The sequence below is a fragment of the Paenibacillus konkukensis genome, from assembly GCF_023523925.1.
In the GTDB taxonomy this organism is placed as follows: Bacteria; Bacillota; Bacilli; order Paenibacillales; family NBRC-103111; genus Paenibacillus_S; species Paenibacillus_S doosanensis.
In genome coordinates this window covers 2619154-2640688 of sequence record NZ_CP027059.1, presented here as the reverse complement: position 1 = coordinate 2640688, position 21535 = coordinate 2619154, and the positions used below count along the sequence as shown (strand labels likewise).

The following is a 21535-nucleotide window of genomic DNA, read 5'->3' as shown; positions in this document are numbered from 1 at the left end:
CGCGAATTCAGCAACCGGACATGGAGCAAGGAAGCGGATTCGATTGGATAATCTCGTTGCGCTGGCTCCGGAAGTCTCCGGGATTATGCTGAGCATGTACGGCTCCATCCTGCGGCTTAGCATAGCTGCATGGGTCTCATTCAGCCGCCAAAAAACAAGCAGGAGGCTTAACTATGAATCGAATTGAAAAGAGCCGAGAAACGTACAAACAACTCTTCGGCGATGGAGTGCCGGCGGCCTATGCTGCCGATCCTGATTTTCAGGACATCCTGAGCCGCTTCATTTTTGGGGAAGTTTTTTATCAGGGCAGTCTGGATAACAAACAGCGCGAGCTTATTACTCTCGTGGTGCTTGCAACCAATCAAACCTTGCCGCAGCTCAAAGCTCATACTCTTGCCGCGCTGAATGTCGGACTCACACCGGTGGAAATCAAAGAAGCCGTTTACCAGTGTGCGCCATACCTTGGTTTCCCCAAAACGTTAAACGCCATTAATGAGGTCAATGAAGTTTTCAAAGCCAGAAATATTACCTTGCCGCTTGAAAGCCAGAAGCAGGTGGACGAAGATAATCGTTTAGACAAAGGGCTTGCCGTGCAGGTGGAGATTTTCGGGGATGTCATTGCAAAAATGCGGGAGAATGCCCCGTCCAACCAAAAGCATATTCAAGATTACCTTTCCGCCTTCTGCTTCGGCGATTTCTATACCCGCGGCGGTCTTGATTTAAAGACGCGAGAGCTGTTGACTCTCTGTATTGTAAGCAGCCTTGGCGGCGCAGAAGGTCAAGTGAAGGCACATGTACAGGGTAACCTGAATGTGGGCAATGACAAGGAAACCATGATCTCAGCCCTCACTCATTGTCTTCCTTATATGGGCTTTCCGAGAACATTAAACGCTTTAGCCTGCGTCAATGAAATCATTCCGGAGTAGTTGAACTGTCGGATGACGAAGAAATAGGAAACCCATGTATAAAGGACGACCTATTACAAAAATATAACAATGCAAAGGAGACAAAAGCATGTTTAACGAAACTTACAAATTATCGAATGGCGTAGAGATTCCCCAATTAGGTCTTGGCACCTGGCTGCTTGACAATGAACAGGCGGCACAGGCATTGCGCGATGCGGTATCTATCGGATATCGCCATATTGATACGGCTCAGGCTTATATGAATGAAGCCGGTATAGGCGAAGGAATCCGTTCTTGCGGTATCGCAAGAGAAGAGCTTTTCATCACGACAAAGGTTGCTGCAGAATTAAAGACCTATGAAGCCGTTACGCAGTCCATTAATGAGTCTTTAGCAAAAATGGAACTCGATTACATTGACCTTCTGATTATCCACAGCCCGCAGCCTTGGAAGGAGTTCCGTGAGGAGAACCGTTACTTCGAGGAAAACAAGGAAGTATGGAAAGCGATGGAGGATGCTTATATGGCAGGCAAAGTAAAGGCAATCGGCCTTTCTAACTTCCTTCAGGATGATATAGAGAATATTTTGGCAAGCTGTGAGATCAAGCCTATGGTAAATCAGATTTTGGCGCATGTGAGCAATACTCCGTTGGAGCTCATTGAGTTCTGCCGGAAGAATGACATCCTGGTAGAAGCCTATTCGCCCATTGCACACGGCGCAGTCCTTGATCATGCTGAGGTTAAGGTAATAGCCGATAAGTACGGCGTATCTGTTGCCCAGCTTTGCCTGCGTTATGATATCCAGCTTGGTCTTGTAGTCATTCCTAAGACGGCAAATCCAGATCATATGAGAATCAATGCGGAGCTTGATTTTGTGATCAGCGATGCGGATATGGAGACTTTGAAGAAGGTAGAGCACATCCAGAATTATGGCGAGCACAGCTTCTTTCCGGTATTTGGCGGGAAATTAAAGTAAATCAGATATTTATTGGAGGCGTAAAAATGGCAAAGCATGAAGAAGTAAAAAATGGCGTCATTTTCCCAGCGGGCGAAAAAAATGAAGCATTTGCGCAATATTTTGTCGGGCAAAGTTATCTGAAAACATTAATTGCCGATCCTAAAGTGAATGTTGGCGTCGGGAATGTGACCTTTGAACCGGGATGCAGAAATAATTGGCATATTCATCGCGATGGATTTCAACTTTTATTAGTAACCGGCGGCGAAGGCTGGTATCAAGAAGAAGGCAAGCCTGCTCAATTTTTAAAAGCCGGCGATGTTATTGTCACCCATGATGGAGTCAAACATTGGCACGGTGCTGCAAAGGACAGCTGGTTTGAACACATCGCAATCACGGCAGGCAAACCGGAATGGCTGGAACCCGTAACAGACGAGGAATATAACAAGCTTTAAGCTCGGAATGTCGTACAAATGGGAGTAATTGTTCGTACCGTAAGATGGTTTAAACATCTTACGGTATTTTTTTGTTGTTTAGGAAATGATGCGCAGCTATTTCCTGTGAATATCCGGGGGCTCCCCGAAAGTAATAGGAATAAGCTTCAGAGCATCACGTCACTTTTGGGGGATTTGTTCTAATTGGTATTGAGTAGCTATATTTCTATTTCTTTTCATCCTCGACGGCGATGCCGGCAGCTCTTAAATGCCCGTAGGCAACGATTCTGCTAAATTGATAGGAAACTTCATCTGCAGGAAGGGGTTTATTGTTTTTAATCCACCAAATTACAATTCCCATGAAAGACGATCCGAGGTATTCGAGCAGCAATTCTTTGGATATCGCTAAAGTCGAGTTTCCCTGAGCAGGGTTCCACCCCTCAATTAATTTATCTTTAACGATAGTCTCCATTTTCGCTTGAAACTGATAGATTCTGTTCTCTTCAATTAACATGGAATGGTAAAAGGTTATATTTAATGAAATATGTTCCAGTACAGCTTGCATGACTGTCTCGAGCATAGAAATACTGAAAGGATTCATGCTGATGGGACAAAGAACGACTGCATCCTTTAGTTCGCTCAACAGTTCATTCATACATATATCCAATAAGTCGGGCTTGTTTTGGTAGTGAAGATAAAAAGTATTTCGGTTGATCATGGCCCGATCGGCAATATCCTGGATCGTTATCGCTTCATATCCTTTTTCCTGAATAAGCTCATAAAAAGCCTTTCGAATCGATTGTTTCGTGCGCACTATTCTAAGGTCGGTTTTCTTGTTCATCGTTTTTGTTTCCCACCTAAATTTGGTCGTTAAGCGACAAAGCTTTATGATTTGTCTGTTATCCTTCAAAACTAAACATATTGAATATTGAGCGTTGCATTCCCCTCCATTATAATGAGTGGCAGATAAATAAACAACATATTGTTCATTATTTATCTAATGACTAAAAAACTCTAAGGAGGATATTCCAATGACATTCAACCATCAAAATGAGCTTGTACGTAAGGCGGTCGCCGTGCTGGAAAGTTTTGAGAGCGGCAGCCCCGAAGCGATTACGGCTTACGTTCATCCAGATCAATATATTCAGCACAACCAGGCCTTACCCGATGGTCGTGAAGCCATGCTTGGTGCGCTTGATCATTTAAAGGAAACGGGTACAAAGGTAAGCATTAAGCGTACTTTAGTCGACGGAGATTATGTGGCTCTTCATTCTGTATATGATTTTCACGGCCCTAAAATCGCTATTGATATCTTTCGTTTTGAGAATGGACTCATCGTAGAGCACTGGGACAATTTGCAAAAGATGGAGGGAAGGACACCGAGCAATCATACGATGATTGACGGACCGGTCACAATTAAGGATATTGACAAGACGGAGGCCAACAAAGTATTGGTCAAAAGCTATGTTGAGAACATTTTGCTCGGGAAGAAGCCTGACCTGCTTGCCTCTTACTTTGATGGGGATACCTACATTCAGCATAGTCCTCATATTGCAGACGGCCTTTCTGGTCTTCACGCTGCTTTGCAGGCTCTGAAGGAGAAAAATATTGAGTTTCAATATACTCAAGTCCATCAAGTCATCGGGCAAGGCGATTTTGTTCTTATCCTGAGTGAAGGTCAATTTGATGGTCAACATACTGCTTTCTACGATTTGTTCCGCGTAGAGGATGGAAAGATCGCTGAGCATTGGGACGTAATCGAGAGCATACTGCCGGCAGAAAAACGGAAAAATTCGAACAGTAGGTTTTGAGCTTGCGTAAACTCAATCGCAAGAAAGACATCGCCGAATTGAATTACGGTGATGTCTTTCGCTTCACGAATTGCTGGAGTGATAATGTTGTATTCAAGTGGATACAGATTGGGGAAGGCCAAGCGGATGCCCGTTTTGCGCCATCGTATTCTCATTTGCCGGCAGGACAGCAGCTTGGGCCGCTAATGTCCATTCCACAATCATCCCGCCGAAGGTGAAGCCGCCGCCAAAGCCGACCAGCAGCAGCCGATCTCCCGTTTTGACTTGACCTGACTTGACTCCCATACTCAAGGCAAGCGGAATACTGGCAGCCGTCGTATTGCCGTAATACTCCATACTGTGCAGAGTCCTGCTCATTGGAATACCGATTTTCCTGCTTATGGACTCGACAATACGAAGATTGGCGCTGTGGGGAATGAACCAATCAATCTCATCCGCACTCAAGCGGAGCCGATCTAGAATTGTATGTATGACTTGCGGCACCGTCCCGACGGCAAACCGGTATACCTCCCGCCCGTTCTGCACCAGCATCCCGTCGCTTGCCAGCTTATTTCCTGCGAGCTCATTTCTTAGGCCCGAGCGATAGAGATAACTTCCCCCATGACCGTCCGATCCAAAATACTGCGTGGCGAACGCCCCCGCATCCTCCGTTCTTTCCATTAGAACAACGCCAGCTCCATCACCGAATAAGATGCTGGAAGTACGATCCGAATAGTCCATTATTCTGGATGCCGTATCCGCGCCGACCACCAAAATTTTCCGATTAAGCCCGCTGGTTATTAATCCGTTGGCCATGTTCATCGCATAAACAAACCCTGTGCAAGCAGCGTTAACGTCGAGCGCCCCCGTAGCCGGAATACCATAATGATGCTGGATTAAGCAAGCAACGGAAGGCGTCGGAAAGTCCGGAGTATAGGTGGCTACCAGAATCATATCCACATCCATAATCGATACTTCATAGTTATTAATAAGGTCGTCAATTGCCCCTATACACATATGACTCGTGAACTCATCCTTAGCCGCAATACGTCTTTCACGTATGCCCGTTCGCTGAACGATCCATTCGTCGCTCGTGTCCATCATCATTTCCAAATCGGCGTTTCTTAACACTTTGGAAGGGACATAGCTGCCGATTGCCGTAATTTTTGCTTTTGATCTCATGTTATCTATGGCCTCCTGCAAGTCGATCGAAGAAGTGATCTACCCGATTGGTATATTCCACAGGAAACAACTTATAAGATCCCGTATGCTTGGCTCCCGGAACCTTCCAGTAGCTGAATGCATCGGCAAATCGCTGTGACATCATTTCACTGTCGGCGCACGGTATAGTTTCATCCTGATCCCCGTGAATGAACATAACCGGCCGGGGATAAATCTGCTGTATGGATACGATCGGCTTAACGAGCTGCGGATTCTTCTTCATAATGAAACGAATGGCAAGCACCATAAGCGGGGAGAACGGGTATTTCGGAAGCTTGGACCATATCGACAGATTATCCAGCAAATACCGATTCAAATCGCTGAACGGACTGTCCGCAATGACACCGGATACTTCCTCGCACTTCGCTGCTGCCAGGAGGGACGCAGCCGCGCCCATCGAATAACCGATTAAGCCGATTCGTCCCTTACAGAACGTTGTGCACCAGTCAACGGCGCCCAGGATGTCTTGTTGTTCATCCAGACCAATTGTCGTTAACCGTCCTTCAGAATTTCCGCAATTGCGGAAATCAAACATGACCACATTATAATTGCGCTGGACGAGAGCCTTGGCTAATCCAAGTGCAGCGACTTTATTCTGGAGGCGGTTGCTCCTGTATCCATGCGCGAATATGATTGTCATCTTGGGCGATCCGGCAGCGGGGAGAAACCATCCCTTCAGATTCACCGCTTGGTCCCGGCTTCGGAAAGTGATGGATTCATATTCCAGCCCTTCCTCATCGGGAGTCAATAGCACCGGCTTGCGCGCAGGATGCATCAGCTTCCATACCGCCCATAACGAGATCGCACATATTCCGATCAGAACAATTAGAATGATATACCCAACCCACATACTCATGCGAACTACTCCTTTTATCCTAAAATAGTACCAGGCAGTCACAGACTATCATCCCAGAGTGTCAGTAATATGTCAGAAGGGGTGTAAATTTGTGTTTTTTGTCGAAAAAAAACAACTTCTGCACAAGGAACATGATCCTTATGAAAAAGTTGTTTGTAGTCATTCTTGAACATTAGGATTCAAGCGGAACGATGAGTTCAAAGATTGAACCGTTTGTAGAGCTGTGAGTCAATACCAGATCGCCGCCTAATGAACGTGCTATCATTCGACTGAAAGGCAATCCGAGGCCAAGCCCATGTACAAGCGTCCTCTTATCTGCGCCGCGGTAGAACGGTTCGAATATATCCTTCTGCCCGGCTACGGGAATCCCGCAGCCTGTATCGTGAACGCTAATATGGCAATAACGCGCGGTTGTATCCAGACGAACTATAACTACTCCTTCGGCAACGATTGCGTCTCTCGCATTATTCAGTAGATTAATAAGAATCTGTTCGATACGGATCGGGTCCGTACATAATTGAAGGTTAGCCGCCGGAACGGGCGCCTCCAGCTTCACTTCAATCGAGTGGCGCTCTTGAACGCAGCTCCAGCGCTCCACGATATCGGTCAGCATCGTCTGTATGCCGATGAGCTCGCGATCCACCTGAATATTGCCCGCTGCAAAGCTGTTGAAATCCAGCAAATCCTCTACCATCTTTTGCAGACGATTGCATTCATTCATGCAATGATCGAGGAACGCTTCCGCCTCATCCCCTTCAACGACCTTCCCGCGGACTGCCTGAACTAACCCGCTGATGGCTGTGACGGGTGTTTTCAATTCATGTGTAACTCCTGCCAGCAGCTGCGTACGAAGCTTCTCCAAGCGATTGAGCCGATCGGCCATTTCCTGGAACGAATGAGTAAGCTCATGGATTTCTTTCTCTTTGTAATCATTTCTAAATTGCAAATTATAATTGCCGGCCACAATTTGCTTTGCAGCATTGGCCGCTTCCTGAATGGGCTTGATCAATCTTCTTGTCAATACATGCACAATTCCCCAGCCAATAAACAAGAAAGACGCCAGCAGAATCCATCTTGGATATCTGAAAGCAAACATGCCGTCCAGCGCATTACGCTGAGGGGCCATGTACAATGCATACCCTGCCTTGGAGGATTCAATAATAATCGGATATATGCCCGCTAAATACGGCTCTTGGTCTTGTTGAGCCTCCAGCTTGATGACCTGTGCATCTCCAGACATCATATCGGGGATTCGCATCATCATTTGCTTGATTTCCTCTGGCGGAACAGAGGGGTATTGTTGAACAACCTGGCCGTCCCGATTAAGAATGAACATAATGGGTCTGCTTTGAAGATTATGCCGCTCAGCCAGCTTGCCTAAAAACCCCTCCATATCGGGAATCTGGGGGAGCCTCCCATGATTATCTTGGGCGACGGCCCCAAGATCGCCGACCATGTTCTCCACACTGGTATATTGAGCGGATATCGCATTTCTGTTGAAAACATACATGGCAAGCAAACCAAGGATCATGATACTGATAAATAAGATCGTAAAATAACGGATCGACCAATAATAGAGCAGGCTTTTACGTTCTCGCTTGGACACGAAATTGATACCCCAATCGTTTCAATGTAATGATCCCTCCATCTCCGGCGGACCATTCCGCGAGGCTTTGGCGAATCCGTTTTATGGCCATATCGACGGCTCGATCGCTGCCCATATAATCCCTTCCCCATACAGCGTCAATCAACTGGTTTCGATCCAATGTCTGGTTCGGATGGCTGGCCAAATATAGAAACAGCGATAAATCCCTCGGCGTCAAATGAACCTCATCCCCGTTTAGCGTCACCTTATGCGAATTAAAATCGACCTTCAAATTGCCGAAAATAGCCGAATTTTCTGTCGCAACCTGCGGCAATCGCCTTAACACAGCCCGCACACGAGCGACAACCTCTTCTCCGATGAATGGCTTGACTAAATAATCGTCAGCGCCCCCATTCAGTCCTTCCAGCCGATAATGAATATCGCTGAGCGCCGTTAACATAATGACTGGACAAGCGCTTCGTTTCCTAATGGAATTAAGAACCGACCATCCGTCCATGACTGGCAGCATGACATCCAATAGCACCAGCGCCGGCTCCCACGACTCGAACAAAGACATCGCCTGGTCGCCGTTATAGGCTTGCTCCACCTCATAGCCGGCTTTGACCAGAAACGCCTTTAAAACCATGGAGATTCTCGTTTCATCTTCAACAATTAGAATCTTCTGCTTCATCATCCGTCACCTCTTCAAGCTTGCGGGTCGATATAGTTCTTAGGACATATTTCTCGTTTTAGCTGGAAATCCCTGCTTTCGACACGAAAAAGACCGGGCCTAAAGACCTCAATATACTATTAACTTTATCCCTGCCAAAAGATTGTGATAGGATGAATTTATCCAATTTGCGGTAGGGGGAGTCTCCTTGTCAACCATTGTCCATTTGCCGTCCCATATTCCCTATATTGAATCCGGATCATATCCCGTAAGAAACGGTAATGCTGTGCATCCGCTTATAGATAGTGCTCCGACCTTTAGACGCATCTGCGAAGCTATCGAAGGTGCGCAGTATAGTATCTGGCTTTCGATTACTTTCATGGCACCGGATTTCCAGATGCCAGACGGACGCGGTACTATTCTGGATGTGCTGGATCGAGCGGTAACTCGAGGATTGGACGTCCGGATTTTATTTTGGCGCCCCAACCCGGAGAGCAGCGGTTACGGCCAAGCCTTTGCAGGGTCCAAGGAAGACCATGAAATGCTCGCCGCACGAGGTTCAAGATTTCGCGCCCGTTGGGACCGGGCACACGGATACTATTGTCAGCATCAAAAAATTTGGCTTATTGATGCGGGCCATCCGTCCGAGACGTCCTTTGTTGGGGGAATTAATCCGACTTACAAGTCCGTCGAACCCGGCCATATCGGGGAAAATCAACGCCACGATATTTATGTCGAAGTGTCGGGACCGTCTGCAACCGATGTGCACCATAATTTCGTTCAAAGATGGAATGAAGCTAGCGAAAGGATGGGGGCTGACGGCAAATGGGGACCTACCGGCGAAGACGAATTATCCTTTCCCACCCATGTATCCGCTCCTCGGGGAAATACACCGGTACAAATACAAAGAAATGTTTATAAATGCCGCTATAACGATAGCTGCCCTACTCCTGAAGGAAAACCGTTCAATATCGCTGAAGGCGAACATTCGCTTTCTAAGCAATACACACAGGCGATAGATGCCGCTCGGCGTACCATCTATATCGAGAATCAGGCGCTTCCCATTCCAGAGATTGCTGTCAGACTGGAGAATGCGCTGAAGCGAGGCGTAGATATTGTGCTGCTCGTTCCAGCCGACCCCGAGGATTATGTACGGGCTGCCCGCAAGAGCCCGGAACGCAAAGGCTTTTTTGATCACATAGAAGCGCTGGGTAAGTATGAGAATTTTACTCTAGCAGGAATTGCCGGTCCTGACGGAAAAGGAGGACGCAGCAATATATACGTCCATGCCAAAGTCATGCTCGTTGACGACGTTTGGATGACGATCGGCTCTTGTAACCTTCACTCGAACTCATTCTTCGGTCATTCGGAAATGAACGCATCCATATGGGATGAGCAAGCGGTGCGCACGTTCCGTCGGCAGCTTTTGTCCGAACATCTAGGCCAGGATACCGGACATCTGGATGACCGTACTGCTCTACAACTATATCGAAAAGTAGCGCACGATAACCGCCAAAAAAGAGAGCGCGGCGACTTTAACTGGACGGGCCTTGCATTTAGTTTAGAACCAACAGCTTACGGCGAATAGTTACCCGAAATTTGAGTTGTATATTAATTCGATGTCGACGAGAGATCAAAATCCCAAAGAGCAAAACTAGATTTAGAAGCCATGGGATTTCAAAAAGTCGTGTTCGTTGATCGAATTTGAAAATATCCAGGATTTATACGGCTACGATGTCATATGTTTGAGCGGCGGTGAATTTATTGATGACGTTCTGTCATTTGAGAAATACTCTGTGCTCACAAGAAAAGATTAAGTTAAGGGGAGACCATAGTTTCATGACGATCAGGCAGCTTCAATCTTGGGCTGCCTTTATGAAGAAATGTAGCAGCCATAACAACCATTACCGGTCAGAAGAACCTAAGAAAAACAGATTACCGACGATACCGTTAGAGATAAGGGAACCTTACTAATGGGTAACAGGAGGTGTGTTCCGATAAATATGTATTCGCAAACACAACGATCGAAGACAAAATCGCTGGTTTGGTCGGGTTACGCGGTGTTCATATGGTCCATGGCATATATGCTCCCACATCTTTACTGGGCTCTAGGTGGCAAAATGGGCGGGGGTATTCTAAAGCCTGATATAGTACATTCACTCCATTTTGAATTTATTAATTGGATTGCAACCGTATTCCTAACTGTTGCCGGACTCATTGGTCTTGCATTTATTTATTGGAATAAGGGCAGAGTTTTTAGTTATATGTTGTTATTTATATCTTGGGCAGGGTGTTCGGTAGCCGCTTCGCACGGCATTTTTGGAATTGTTTATCGAATACTTCAAATCAGCGGAGTAATTGGTTTGGAGTCGGGAACATTTCACATAAACGAAGATGCCTATGTGTTGTGGGATCTAGTGCTTTTTGAACCGTGGTTTCTGATCGAGGGGATTTTATTAGGCATTGTAGGTTGGTGTTTTTTGAAAGAAAAGCGTAGCAGAATGATTTGGCTGGCGGCTTGCATATTCGGCGTTATTTTCGGCTTGGTCACTGGGATTATGGGTGTGCGATTTGCATAAGCAATCAAAGACAAGGTTTCATGCAGAAACAGAAGGTGTTGATCCACTTTACCATGCAAAAGGGAGTGATTGAATTGAACATCAATCGATTGGATCATCTGGTTTTGACTGTCACAAATATCGATGCGACATGCGATTTTTATTCCCGAGTTTTAGGAATGAAGGTTGTTACTTTTGGTGAAGGAAGAAAGGCACTGCATTTTGGACAGCAAAAGATAAACTTGCATGAAGTAGGCAAGGAATTTGAACCAAAAGCAAAATTGCCTATGTCTGGCACTGGGGATTTATGTTTTATAACCGATATTCAAATCCCCGACGTAATTCATCATTTAGAGGGGTGCCAAGTAATCATTGAAGAAGGACCTGTAATAAGAACAGGAGCACTAGGATCGATAACATCCGTTTATGTAAGAGATCCCGATGGGAATTTGATAGAAATTTCCAATTATGAAATAGGGGAATGAAAACCTCGAGGGGCGGCGTAAACGAGCATTTGCGAGAAAACTCAATCGTGCCGAGGGAGTTCAATAAACCAGCGGCAGTCTAGGACTTCATTTTCCAGTCCAAGACTGCCGCTGGTTTCATATTAGAGTTTAAATTTCTCCAAACTTCTAAAAATTTTATCCGTTTTTGTAGCGTTGTTGGCTGCAGGATGGACGCGTATTTAATATACTGGGCTTAGAGCCAACGTCTGTTACTGCGGGAAGAGGAATCACCCATGATGAAACATAAGCATGTACTCCAATACATTAACCAGCACTTCAAAGTGAAGCTCATTTTGTCGCTGTCGATCATTATTACCATCTGCTCGCTCGTTACCGGCTATATGTCGTATCAAATGAATTTGAACTTGTTCGAAAGCGAGATCAGCAAACAGTACCTGAAGACGAGCGAGCAAACGATCGAGCAGATCGGCTTCAAAATTCAAGACATTTACCGGATCACCGACTTCGTGATTTTCAACCCGTACGTGGAGCAAATTGTACAAAATATGCACGTCAAACCGGCACCGGGGGAAAGCGTCGAGTATCGCAATTTCATGCTGGAGCGGAACCTGGCGAACGTCCTGCAGCCGCTCAAGAACGAAACGACGCATATCCGCGCCGTCTACATCGTCGATTTGCAAGGCCACAACATGTATTTCAGCCAAGAGAACCCTTCAATTCAGCTGCAGTTCCCGGATTTTTACGAACGGGTCAAACAGGGGATGAGCCATTCTTCTGCGGAAATCGCCTGGCAGCGGATGAACATCTCCGATTTCTACGAGCCGTCCGGGGAAAAGAGCAGCCTCGTAGCTGCGCGCTGGCTGAAATCGACCGAGCAGCAGACGGTGTACGGAATGCTGATCCTCATTATCGACGAACAATACTTCGGCAGTGCGCTGGACCCGCTCATGGCGGGACAAACGGCCGGAGCGTATATTTATGATAAATACGACCGGCTTTTGTACAGCCGTGAGCCCGCCGGCAGTCCCGGCTTCGAGCCCGCCCCGGACAAGGGTCCGGGCAGCTTTATTGAGCACCTTGACGGCAATGACTATTTGTTTGTGAAGAGCGAGTACGAGCCCCGTTCGTTCACGCTCGTCAGCGGCATTTCGCTCGCCGATATTAAGGCGAAGGGGCGCACCGTCTATCATCTGGCCCTCGCCTTCGGTCTTGTCAGCATCGTGCTGATGGCAGTCAGCGTGTCGTTCTTTAGCGGCAAAATGCTGCAGCCTCTGCAGGCGCTCGTGAGGGCGATGCGGCGGGTGCGCGAGGGCAACCTGCGAACCACCATTCCGAGTACGTCGAACGACGAGTTTGCATTTCTCGCCGATAGCTTTAACAAAATGGTGGCGGACATTCAGTCGCTCATTCAGGAGGTATACGTCAGCAAGCTGAGCGAGCAGGAAGCCGAGCTCAAGGCGCTGCAGGCGCAGCTGAATCCGCATTTTCTGCATAATGCGCTCAATTCGATCTATTGGAAAATCATGCTGCTGTACGATGACGAAGAAACGGCGGCGCTCGTCACCAGCTTGTCGGATCTGCTTCGCTACTCGCTCGCGCCCGTATCGACGCTAAGTACGCTGCGGGACGAGCTTGCGCAAATCCGTAACTATATTAGGATTCAGGAAGCGCGGCATGGCGATGAGCTGCACGTCAGTATTGACGCTCCGGAGGAGCTCTTAAGCTGCCGCATGCAGCGGCTGCTGCTGCAGCCGCTCGTCGAGAACGTCTTCGTTCATGCGTTCTTGGATCAGACGGCGAGCAAGCGGTTGGCGATTCGCGTCAGCCGCCAGGAGGCCGACATGCTGGTTGAAATCGAGGATAACGGAAACGGGATTTCGGCTGAAACGATTCATCGCCTGCTCGACGACCGAACCTTGTACGACGAGCGCGGAGAGCGGGAGCGGCTTGGGGTGCGCAACGTGCTGCGGCGCATTTATTTGGTACACGGCGCGTCGTACGGGCTTGAGATTCGGCGGTTGCCGCAAGGGACGCTCGTTCGGGTCACGCTGCCTTGTGAAACGGATCGCATGGAGGAAAGGGGGACGGCAAATGATGCGCATTCTGCTGGTTGAAGACGAGCCTTTATTCCGCAAAGGCCTCGCCAAAATGATCGCCGGTGCCGAAGCGAGCTGGGACGTTTGCGGCGAGGCGGAGAACGGCCTTGCGGCGGAGCGGCTCATCGCCGAGCTGCAGCCCGATCTCGTCGTCACCGATATTCGGATGCCGGTCATGGACGGGCTGGAACTGCTGCGGCGCACAAAGCCGGCCTTCCCGGACATCGAGTTTATCGTCATTACCGGGTTCCAAGATTTTCATTATGCGCAAGCGGCGCTCCGCAGCGGCGCGCTCGATTTGCTCGTCAAGCCGTGCAGCAAGCAGGATATGCATGAAGCGCTTGCCAAGGCGGATGCATATGTGCAAAAGAAGCAGACTGCCGCACGCAAGGAGGCGATCGAGCGCCAGCTGCTGCAGGAAAACGCGCTGCGCACCGTTTTCCTGCGCTTCCCGTATCGCCCGGAGGCGGCTGCCTTGCTGGAGCGGGAGCTGCGTGGCAGCAAGCTGATCGTGCTGCACGTTGCCGATTTTCTCCCGGCAGACCGGGGGTATGCGAAGCGCGATGTGCCGCTGCTGCAATTCGCCGTCCTGAACATTATGGGCGAGCTGCTCGACGCGCAAGGACCCGGGGGCACGCTGCTGCTGATCGAAGCCGGACGCTTCGCCTTGCTGCTGCCTGCCGACGCCGGCGCCGAGGAACAGCGGCTTCTTGGCGCGGTTTGCAGCACGGTGCGGCAGCTGCTCGGGCTGACGGTCGTCCCGCATGTTGCCGGCCTCGTTCGCAGCCTCGGCGGGCTTGCCGATCTGTACGAGGCGGCCCTGGCGGAGAGCGCTCAGAGCCGCGTCGCTGCGGATCGGGACGGCAAGCCGGAAGCGGCGCTGCCGGTCAACCGCGTCAGGCAGCGGCTCATTGGCGCCCAGGCGGCCGCTTTAATTATGGCCGGACAGTCGGAAGCGCTGCGGCAGTATTTGGACGGGATGACGAAAGAAATGAGTGCGATGGACGCCGAAACCTTGCCGATCGAGGCGCTATCGCTCAGCTTTGCGCTGCAGGATGTGGCCCGCAAGCAGCTGGAGCGGGAGTCCGACGCCCGCAGCTTGACGGAGCGCATCAGCAAGCTGAACGAATGCCGCGGCAGGGATGAAGTGCGCGCGTGGATGAAGGCGGAGACGGAGCGGTTTATGCGTCATTATGACGAATGGCAAAACCGGTATAGCGCAAGCGCGGTGTCGCGGGCGGTCCGCTATATCGAAGAGCGGTATGCCGAGCAGCTTTCGTTACAGCAGCTTGCTTCGCACGTTCATTTGAACGCCGCCTATTTCAGTCACCTGTTCAAGAAGGAAACCGGCCGCAGCTTCGTCAACTTCCTGATCGACGTGCGCATGGCCAAGGCGAAGCAGCTATTGTCCAATACCGATCTGAGCGTCACGGAAGTGTCGGGTATGGTCGGGTACGATTTGCCGAATTATTTCGCTAAGCTGTTCAAAATGAACACCGGCTTATCGCCCAAGGAGTACCGCAAGCAGAATACGATATAAGGGGGAGCGCAGATGCTGCATGAGCTGAAGCGTGCGGCCGTACCGCTGTTTACGGCCGGCGCGGTGATCGCCGCTATGGTAAGCTGCACGGCAAGCCCGAGCTATTACCGCGCCGAAGACGCGCCGAAAGCTCCGCCGCGGGATAAAATTACGGTGACGATCTACGACCGCGGCAACATTCCGTCCAGCGAAGGCACGATCGAGAACAATAAAATAACGAAGTGGATTAACGACGCCGGACTGGTGGAAGCGCGATTCGTGGCCGTGCCGCGGACGCAGTCGGAGCAGAAGCTGAACGCCCTGTTCGCCTCCGGGGAAGCGCCGGACCTCATTTTGGAATATGCGCCGCAAGTTAAAAATACGCTGATCGACCGCAAATTGCTGCGCCCGATCGACGACATGATCGAGAAGTACAGCACGACGTATAAGCAGCTGCTGACCGAGTACCCGGTGCTGCGTAAGGCGGGAACCGGGGCGGACGGCAAGCTGTACCAGTTCGGGCGCATTAACGAGACGATTCCCATACGGGGCCTCTTCATACGCGCCGATTGGCTGAAGAAGCTGCATCTGGCCGTGCCGACGACGACCGAGGAGCTTTACACGGTGGCAAAAGCGTTCACCGAGCAGGACCCCGACGGCAACGGCAGGAACGATACGTACGGCATCGCCTTGTCGTATAACTCCGGCGCCGTCTTAAGCGAAATATTCGGCGTCACGTACCCGGACTTCGTCGTCCGGGACGGCGAGCTGGTGCATGGCTGGGACCATATCGAGGCGCTGACGGCGTTCAAGCGAAAGCTGTACAGCGAAGGGCTGGCGGATCGGGAGTTTTTAAGCGACAAGAACGGGGCGCGGGCGAAGCAGGATTTTCTGAATAATCGGATCGGCATTTACATGGATCAGTTCAACGTGCCGATTACGTTCTATACCGACACGTATGCGCCGCTGAAGCGCAACGTGCCGAATGCCGAGCTTATGGTCATCCCGTACCCGGCGACGCCGGTGGGGCGGTTCAACTCGATCTTCGTCAATCCGATTCAAATGACGGCGGTCGTCAATGCCGAAACGAAGCATCCGGAAGCGGTGATGAAATACGTCGATTTCGCCGCCTCCGAGAAGTTTATGAAGACGATGTACTACGGCTTCGAAGGCGTCCACAGCAAGACCGAGCCGGGCAAATGCCCGGTCGTGACGGACCTCGACAAATGGAGGACGGAATTCAATTACGCCACCGGCGATTTTGCGATGCTGGCCTCTCCGATTTTGGCCGGCAACTGCTATTACGGCACCGAGAAGCTGGACCCGCACGATCCGCTGCAGCGGGATGTCAAAAATATGTTCGAGCTGAACTCGGCGTATGTCGATTTCAGCCTGCCGTTCGCCGGACCGACGAGCTCCGAGCAAATGCCGCAGCTGCCGAAGGAGCTGCAGGCGATTTTGAACGCCACGAAGAATCAGGTCGATGTCGACTCCGGCGACATCTGGATCAAGGCGATCGTTACGCCGGACTATACGCCCGAACAGGCGAAGCGGGATGCGATTGCGGTGTGGGAGCAAGCCGGGGGCAAGCAGGTCGACGAATGGTACCGGAATTTTTTCGCGCATGACAAAGACAGCATCATCTTGACGAAAGACATCTATAGCATCTTCAAGGAACAGCGCATCGAACAGGGCAAATAATAACGGATCGTCAGCAGCAGCTCGGAAGCCTCCGCTCCCGGGCTGTTCTTTTTGCGCCTTCACAACGAACTAAAGATTTTATCCGGATACCCATAATTCCTAGATGTTGGAGAGGGTACGCGCATATTACACTGGTCAAGACATAACAAAAGTGGAGGTGAAAACGGTGGTTCGCTATTTGAACAAGAAAAAATATTTGTATTTGCTGCTGCTGCCTTGCGTCGCTTACTTCCTCGTATTCAATTACGTGCCGATGTACGGCGTGCTGATGGCATTCAAAGATTTTAATTTTGCCAAGGGGATTGTCCACAGCCCGTGGGTCGGCTTCGACAATTTCAAGTATATGTTCGGTCTCAGCGATTTTTACAAAGTGTTCTGGAACTCCCTTTATTTGGGCGTGCTGCGGATCGTGTTCGGCTTCCCGCTGCCGATTATTTTGGCCCTGCTGCTGAATGAGATGCGTAATTTGGCCTACCAGCGTGTGACGCAGACCGTCATCTACCTCCCGCACTTCATTTCCTGGGTCGTGATCGGCGGCATTCTCGTCAACTTCCTGTCGCCGGCTTGGGGGATCGTCAACATTTTCCTGAAGCAGCTTGGCGTCGATCCGGTGTTCTTTCTCGCCGATCCGCATTATTTCCGCCCGGTCGTCGTGCTAAGCAGCATTTGGAAGGAATCCGGCTGGGGCAGCATCATCTATTTGGCGGCGATCGCCGGCATCAACTCGGAGCTGTACGAAGCGGCCAGCATTGACGGCGCAAGCCGGATGCAAAAATTATGGTATGTGACGCTGCCGGGCATCAAGTCAACGATTGTCATTTTACTTATTTTACGGCTGGGGCAAGTGATGAACAACGGCTTCGAGCAAATTTTCGTGCTGCAAAACCCGATGAATCTGGACGTGTCTGAAGTGTTCGAGACGTATGCGTACCGGGTCGGCATTCTCGGCGGACGGTTCTCCTTCGGAACGACCGTCGGACTGTTCACGTCCGTGATCGGGCTCATATTCTTGCTGGCCGGCAACCGTATCGCCAAGCTGCTAAAGGAGGACGGCATATGGTAATCCGCGCCGCATGTCGAAGAGGAGGTGGTTTCGGTGAAAATCCGATCGTTCAGCGATAAAACGTTTGATGTGGTCAACTATTTATTCGTTACCTTGTTCGCTTTGGCTTGCTTGTTCCCGTTCATTTACGTGGCTTCGTTCTCCGTTACGCCTTATTCCGAATATTTGCAAAATCCGATGAAGCTCATCCCGAGCCATATCGAGTTCGGCGCGTACAAGCAAATTTTGCACATGCCGCTTATGTGGACCGGCTACAGGAACACGATCCTGATCACGGTTGTCGGCGTGGCGCTAAATATTGTTTTGATGCTGATTTCCGCGTACCCGCTATCCAAAACGGACTTAAAAGGGCGGAACATCGTGCTTGTGCTCATCACGTTCACGATGTTTTTCAACGGGGGGCTCATACCGAACTTTTATCTGGTGAAGACGCTGCACTTGTACAACACGCTGTGGAGCATGATATTGCCCGGGGCGCTCAGCGCTTACAATCTCATTTTGATGAAGAATTTCGTCGCCGCCATCCCGCCGAGTCTGGAGGAGGCGGCGTTCATCGACGGAGCCAATGAGCTGAAGGTGCTGGCGCGGATCATCGTACCGCTGTCGATGCCGGCGATCGCCACTTTCGTCATTTTTCACGCGGTCACGCAGTGGAACACGTTTTTCCCGGCGGTCATGTACACGTCGAAGCGGGATTTGTGGCCGCTTATGCTCATTTTACGCGATTTGGTCGTGGATGACGGCGGGCTTGCCAAGGACGCGATGGACGCCAGCAGCGCCGGCGTGACGGTGTTTACGATCAAGATGGCGATCATCATTTTTGCGTCGCTGCCGATTTTGCTCGTGTACCCGTTCCTGCAGCGTTTTTTCATGCAAGGCCTGCTCGTCGGCTCGATCAAAGGGTAAGGCAGCGAGGCGCGTCAATGTATCTGGATTATAGCTGCAAGCCGCAGTTGTAATATAACTTATTGCGAAGGAGTCATGGAAAATGAAAAAGGCGAGTAAACGCACGGCAGGCGCCGTCGTCAGCGCAGCGCTGCTGACGGCCATCGCCGCAGGCTGCGGCCCGAGCGAGGGAGCGTCCGGCGGCAATAGCGGGGGCACGGCGCCTGGACAAAGCGCGCCGGTCACCATCAGCATGTTCAACAGGGTCAACGCGCAGGTCGTCATCGACAATAACCCGGTTATCGCCGAGGCGGGAAAGCTGGCGAACGTCAAGCTATCGGTGGAAGCGCCGCCGATCAACAATTACGTCGACAAGCTGCAGGTCCTCATGGCTTCCGGCGATCTGCCGGACCTTATCTACAACTGGGGCGGCGCCGATTCCAACATGGAAACATGGGCCAAGAACGGGCTGCTAACGCCGCTCGACGACAAAATCGCCCAATACCCGAACCTGATGAAAAACATTACGAAAGAAATGTGGGACGGAGTCAGGTCGGTGAACGACGGCAAAATTTACATCGTACCGCGCACCAACGTCGTCAATCATTGGGGCTATATGATTAACCAGACATGGCTGGACAAGCTGAATTTGAAAGCGCCGACGACGCTCGACGAATTTACGAACGTGTGCAAGGCGTTTACGCAGAACGATCCCGACGGCAACGGCAAGGCGGATACGTACTGTCTCAGCTTCTCCAACCCGACGCTCGGCTCCAACACGATATGGAACTCGTCCAACTTCCTGGCGTCCGCGTTCAGCTTGCCGATCGTGAACGGAGCGAAAGATACGGACGGTACGTACAAAATCCGGGAGAAAATGTCCGGCTACATCCCGTTCCTGACGTACTTGAAACAGCTCAACGACGAGAAACTGATCGATCCGGAGTTTCTGGTCAATAAAATTTACGTCGATCAGGACAAATTGAACCAGAACCGCATCGGTATCAATTATGCGCATCAGTACACCGTCATGGGCAACCTTTCCAAGGACAAGGATTCGGACAAAAAATATACGTACCATGCCGTTTTGAAGAACAGCCAAGGTGTGGCGAACGATTGGGTGACGCCGGCGACGTGGGGCGGCTGGATGATCCCGTCATCGTCGAAGCATGTGGACGACGTCTTGAAATTTTTGGACTGGGGCAATACAGCGGAGGCGAACACGTTGTTCCAACTCGGTATCAAGGGGCTTACCTATGACAGCTATGATCCGGCCACAAAGAGCATATCGCGTACCGCCGACGAAACGACGAAGCTTGCCAGCACGACGAGTACGTATATGACGCTCGCCAATGCGATTAACGGCGAACCGGCGCTCATCGAGAACGCCGATACGCCGGAGCGGCTAAGCAAGTACAAGGCGCAGCTGGACGATGCGATGAAGCTGATGACCGTCATCAACGTGCCGGCCGTACGTTCGCCGAAAATTTTGAATTTGAACCAAACGATTCCCGATCTTGTGAAGAAGAAGGACGATCAGGAGATGAAGTACATCCTCGGGGCGATTTCGCTGCAGCAATTCCAAGGCTTCCTGGAGAAGGAATGGTATCCGGCCACCGCCGACGCCGAGAAGGAATACATTGACTATATGAATAAGCTGGGCAAATAGGAGCGGCTATCTGCCGTGGAGGGCTTACCGGCCGATAGGCCGGAGGACCTCCGTTGTGTTTGCCGACATTACATTACGAAGGAGATTTTCTTTATGTCCATGTCCAGGAAAATGAATGAAACGATCGGCCCGCTGCATTCCAGTCCGGTCATCCGCCGTCATCCGGCGAATCCGCTGCTGACGCCGAAGGATGTGCCTTACGGTCCGGCGATGGTGTTCAACGCGGGTGTTGCCAAATACGAGGGCAAGTACGTAATGGTATTCCGCAACGATTACGGCGATGCCGAGGCGGAGACTATCGAGCCCGCCGGCACGACGAACCTGGGGCTGGCGTGGAGCGACGACGGCGTGCATTGGGATGTGCAAGCAAGTCCGGTCTGGTCCTGGAACGATGAAGAGGTCGTGCGGGTATACGACCCGAGACTAACCGTCATCGGCGGCAGATGCTATATGTGCTTTGCAGTCGATACGAAGCATGGAGTGCGCGGCGGCATTGCCGTCACCGACGATTTCCGCCGCTTCGAAGTGCTCAGCATGTCGGTGCCGGACAACCGTAACATGGTGTTGTTCCCCGAGCGGATCGGCGGCAAGTACGTCCGTTTGGAACGACCGTTCCCGGTATACGGCCGCGGCGGCGTCGACCGCTTCGACACGTGGCTGAGCGATTCGCCCGACCTGCGCTATTGGGGCGGCTCCAAGCTCGTGCTCGGCGTGGAGGACGTGCCGTTCGCCAACGATAAGGTCGGCCCGGGCGCGCCGCCGGTCAAGACCGCGAAGGGCTGGCTGACGACGTTCCATGCCGTCGATATCGACCGCAGCCGCGGCAAGAACGGCTGGGAGCCGTCGTGGAAGAAGCGCTATTCGGCCGGCATCATGCTTCTTGATCTCGACGACCCGAGCCGGATCGCGGGCATGAGCAAGTCGCCGCTGCTCGCTCCGGAAGCGGCGTACGAGACATCCGGCGGGTTCCGCAACGATGTGATTTTTCCGGGCGGGATGATTCTGGAGCCTTCGGGAGAGGTGAAAATTTATTACGGCGCGGCGGATACGGTGGAATGCTTGGCGACCGCTGATGTGGACGATCTGCTCCGGCTGTGCCTGTAGGCACGGCCGTCATTCAAATGGGAAGGTGTGGAGAAGTTGACCTTACAGGCGCAAAGAATG

The 21535-nt window shown here is 50.9% G+C and carries 19 protein-coding genes; 14 read left to right on the top strand and 5 right to left on the bottom strand.

Going from position 1 to position 21535, the window contains the following annotated elements; all coding sequences use genetic code 11:
• The first annotated feature begins 173 nt into the window (after positions 1–173).
• The 3 genes from SK3146_RS11260 (at position 174) to SK3146_RS11250 (ending at position 2312) form a co-directional block, all read left to right on the top strand.
• Positions 174–926: a carboxymuconolactone decarboxylase family protein gene (locus SK3146_RS11260; RefSeq protein ID WP_249865163.1), complete on the top strand. Its 753-nt coding sequence runs from the start codon at positions 174–176 to the stop codon at positions 924–926.
• An 88-nt stretch (positions 927–1014) separates the two neighbouring features.
• Positions 1015–1878, top strand: coding sequence for an aldo/keto reductase (locus tag SK3146_RS11255; protein ID WP_249865162.1), 864 nt, complete (start codon positions 1015–1017; stop codon positions 1876–1878).
• Positions 1879–1904: 26 nt separating this feature from the next.
• Complete coding sequence (locus SK3146_RS11250) at positions 1905–2312, top strand: cupin domain-containing protein (RefSeq protein WP_249865161.1); 408 nt, start codon at positions 1905–1907, stop codon at positions 2310–2312.
• 205 nt (positions 2313–2517) lie between these two features.
• On the opposite strand, the gene SK3146_RS11245 is transcribed toward SK3146_RS11250, so the two are convergent.
• Positions 2518–3132: a TetR/AcrR family transcriptional regulator gene (locus SK3146_RS11245; protein WP_249865160.1), complete on the bottom strand. Its 615-nt coding sequence runs from the start codon at positions 3130–3132 to the stop codon at positions 2518–2520.
• A 190-nt stretch (positions 3133–3322) separates the two neighbouring features.
• Here SK3146_RS11245 and SK3146_RS11240 point away from each other — a divergent pair, with 190 nt between their 5' ends.
• Positions 3323–4102: a nuclear transport factor 2 family protein gene (locus SK3146_RS11240; RefSeq protein ID WP_249865159.1), complete on the top strand. Its 780-nt coding sequence runs from the start codon at positions 3323–3325 to the stop codon at positions 4100–4102.
• Between the two features lie 93 nt (positions 4103–4195).
• On the opposite strand, the gene SK3146_RS11235 is transcribed toward SK3146_RS11240, so the two are convergent.
• The 4 genes from SK3146_RS11235 to SK3146_RS11220 all read right to left on the bottom strand — a co-directional run bounded on the left by SK3146_RS11235 (position 4196) and on the right by SK3146_RS11220 (position 8437).
• Positions 4196–5263: a ketoacyl-ACP synthase III gene (locus SK3146_RS11235; RefSeq protein WP_249865158.1), complete on the bottom strand. Its 1068-nt coding sequence runs from the start codon at positions 5261–5263 to the stop codon at positions 4196–4198.
• Between the two features lies 1 nt (position 5264).
• On the bottom strand, positions 5265–6158 hold the full coding sequence (locus SK3146_RS11230) for an alpha/beta hydrolase (RefSeq protein ID WP_249865157.1): 894 nt from the start codon (positions 6156–6158) through the stop codon (positions 5265–5267).
• Positions 6159–6330: 172 nt separating this feature from the next.
• Positions 6331–7764: a HAMP domain-containing sensor histidine kinase gene (locus tag SK3146_RS11225; RefSeq protein WP_249865156.1), complete on the bottom strand. Its 1434-nt coding sequence runs from the start codon at positions 7762–7764 to the stop codon at positions 6331–6333.
• Entirely contained in the window at positions 7745–8437 is a 693-nt protein-coding gene (locus SK3146_RS11220) for a response regulator transcription factor (protein ID WP_249865155.1), read from the bottom strand. The genes SK3146_RS11225 and SK3146_RS11220 overlap by 20 nt, the downstream gene beginning before the upstream one ends.
• 184 nt (positions 8438–8621) lie before the next feature.
• Between SK3146_RS11220 and SK3146_RS11215 the strand changes: the two genes are divergently transcribed.
• The 10 genes from SK3146_RS11215 (at position 8622) to SK3146_RS11170 (ending at position 21475) form a co-directional block, all read left to right on the top strand.
• Positions 8622–10001, top strand: a complete 1380-nt coding sequence (locus tag SK3146_RS11215; RefSeq protein WP_249865154.1) for a phospholipase D-like domain-containing protein — start codon at positions 8622–8624, stop codon at positions 9999–10001.
• A gap of 487 nt (positions 10002–10488) precedes the next feature.
• A complete protein-coding gene (locus SK3146_RS11210) occupies positions 10489–10992 on the top strand; it encodes a DUF3995 domain-containing protein (protein WP_249865153.1) in 504 nt (167 codons plus the stop codon).
• A gap of 65 nt (positions 10993–11057) precedes the next feature.
• The gene (locus SK3146_RS11205) at positions 11058–11456 is read left to right on the top strand and encodes a VOC family protein (RefSeq protein ID WP_249865152.1); all 399 of its coding nucleotides are present in this window, start codon (positions 11058–11060) and stop codon (positions 11454–11456) included.
• 254 nt (positions 11457–11710) lie between these two features.
• Positions 11711–13552, top strand: a complete 1842-nt coding sequence (locus SK3146_RS11200) for a sensor histidine kinase (RefSeq protein ID WP_249865151.1) — start codon at positions 11711–11713, stop codon at positions 13550–13552.
• Positions 13530–15074 (top strand): response regulator transcription factor, encoded by a 1545-nt coding sequence (locus SK3146_RS11195; RefSeq protein ID WP_249865150.1) that lies wholly within the window; start codon positions 13530–13532, stop codon positions 15072–15074. The genes SK3146_RS11200 and SK3146_RS11195 overlap by 23 nt, the downstream gene beginning before the upstream one ends.
• 12 nt (positions 15075–15086) lie before the next feature.
• Entirely contained in the window at positions 15087–16754 is a 1668-nt protein-coding gene (locus SK3146_RS11190; protein ID WP_249865149.1) for an extracellular solute-binding protein, read from the top strand.
• A gap of 166 nt (positions 16755–16920) precedes the next feature.
• The gene (locus SK3146_RS11185) at positions 16921–17817 is read left to right on the top strand and encodes an ABC transporter permease (protein ID WP_249865148.1); all 897 of its coding nucleotides are present in this window, start codon (positions 16921–16923) and stop codon (positions 17815–17817) included.
• Positions 17818–17850: 33 nt separating this feature from the next.
• The gene (locus SK3146_RS11180; protein ID WP_249865147.1) at positions 17851–18723 is read left to right on the top strand and encodes a carbohydrate ABC transporter permease; all 873 of its coding nucleotides are present in this window, start codon (positions 17851–17853) and stop codon (positions 18721–18723) included.
• Positions 18724–18805: 82 nt separating this feature from the next.
• Positions 18806–20371 (top strand): extracellular solute-binding protein, encoded by a 1566-nt coding sequence (locus SK3146_RS11175; protein ID WP_249865146.1) that lies wholly within the window; start codon positions 18806–18808, stop codon positions 20369–20371.
• Between the two features lie 93 nt (positions 20372–20464).
• Positions 20465–21475, top strand: coding sequence for a glycoside hydrolase family 130 protein (locus tag SK3146_RS11170; protein ID WP_249865145.1), 1011 nt, complete (start codon positions 20465–20467; stop codon positions 21473–21475).
• Positions 21476–21535: the final 60 nt, after the last annotated feature.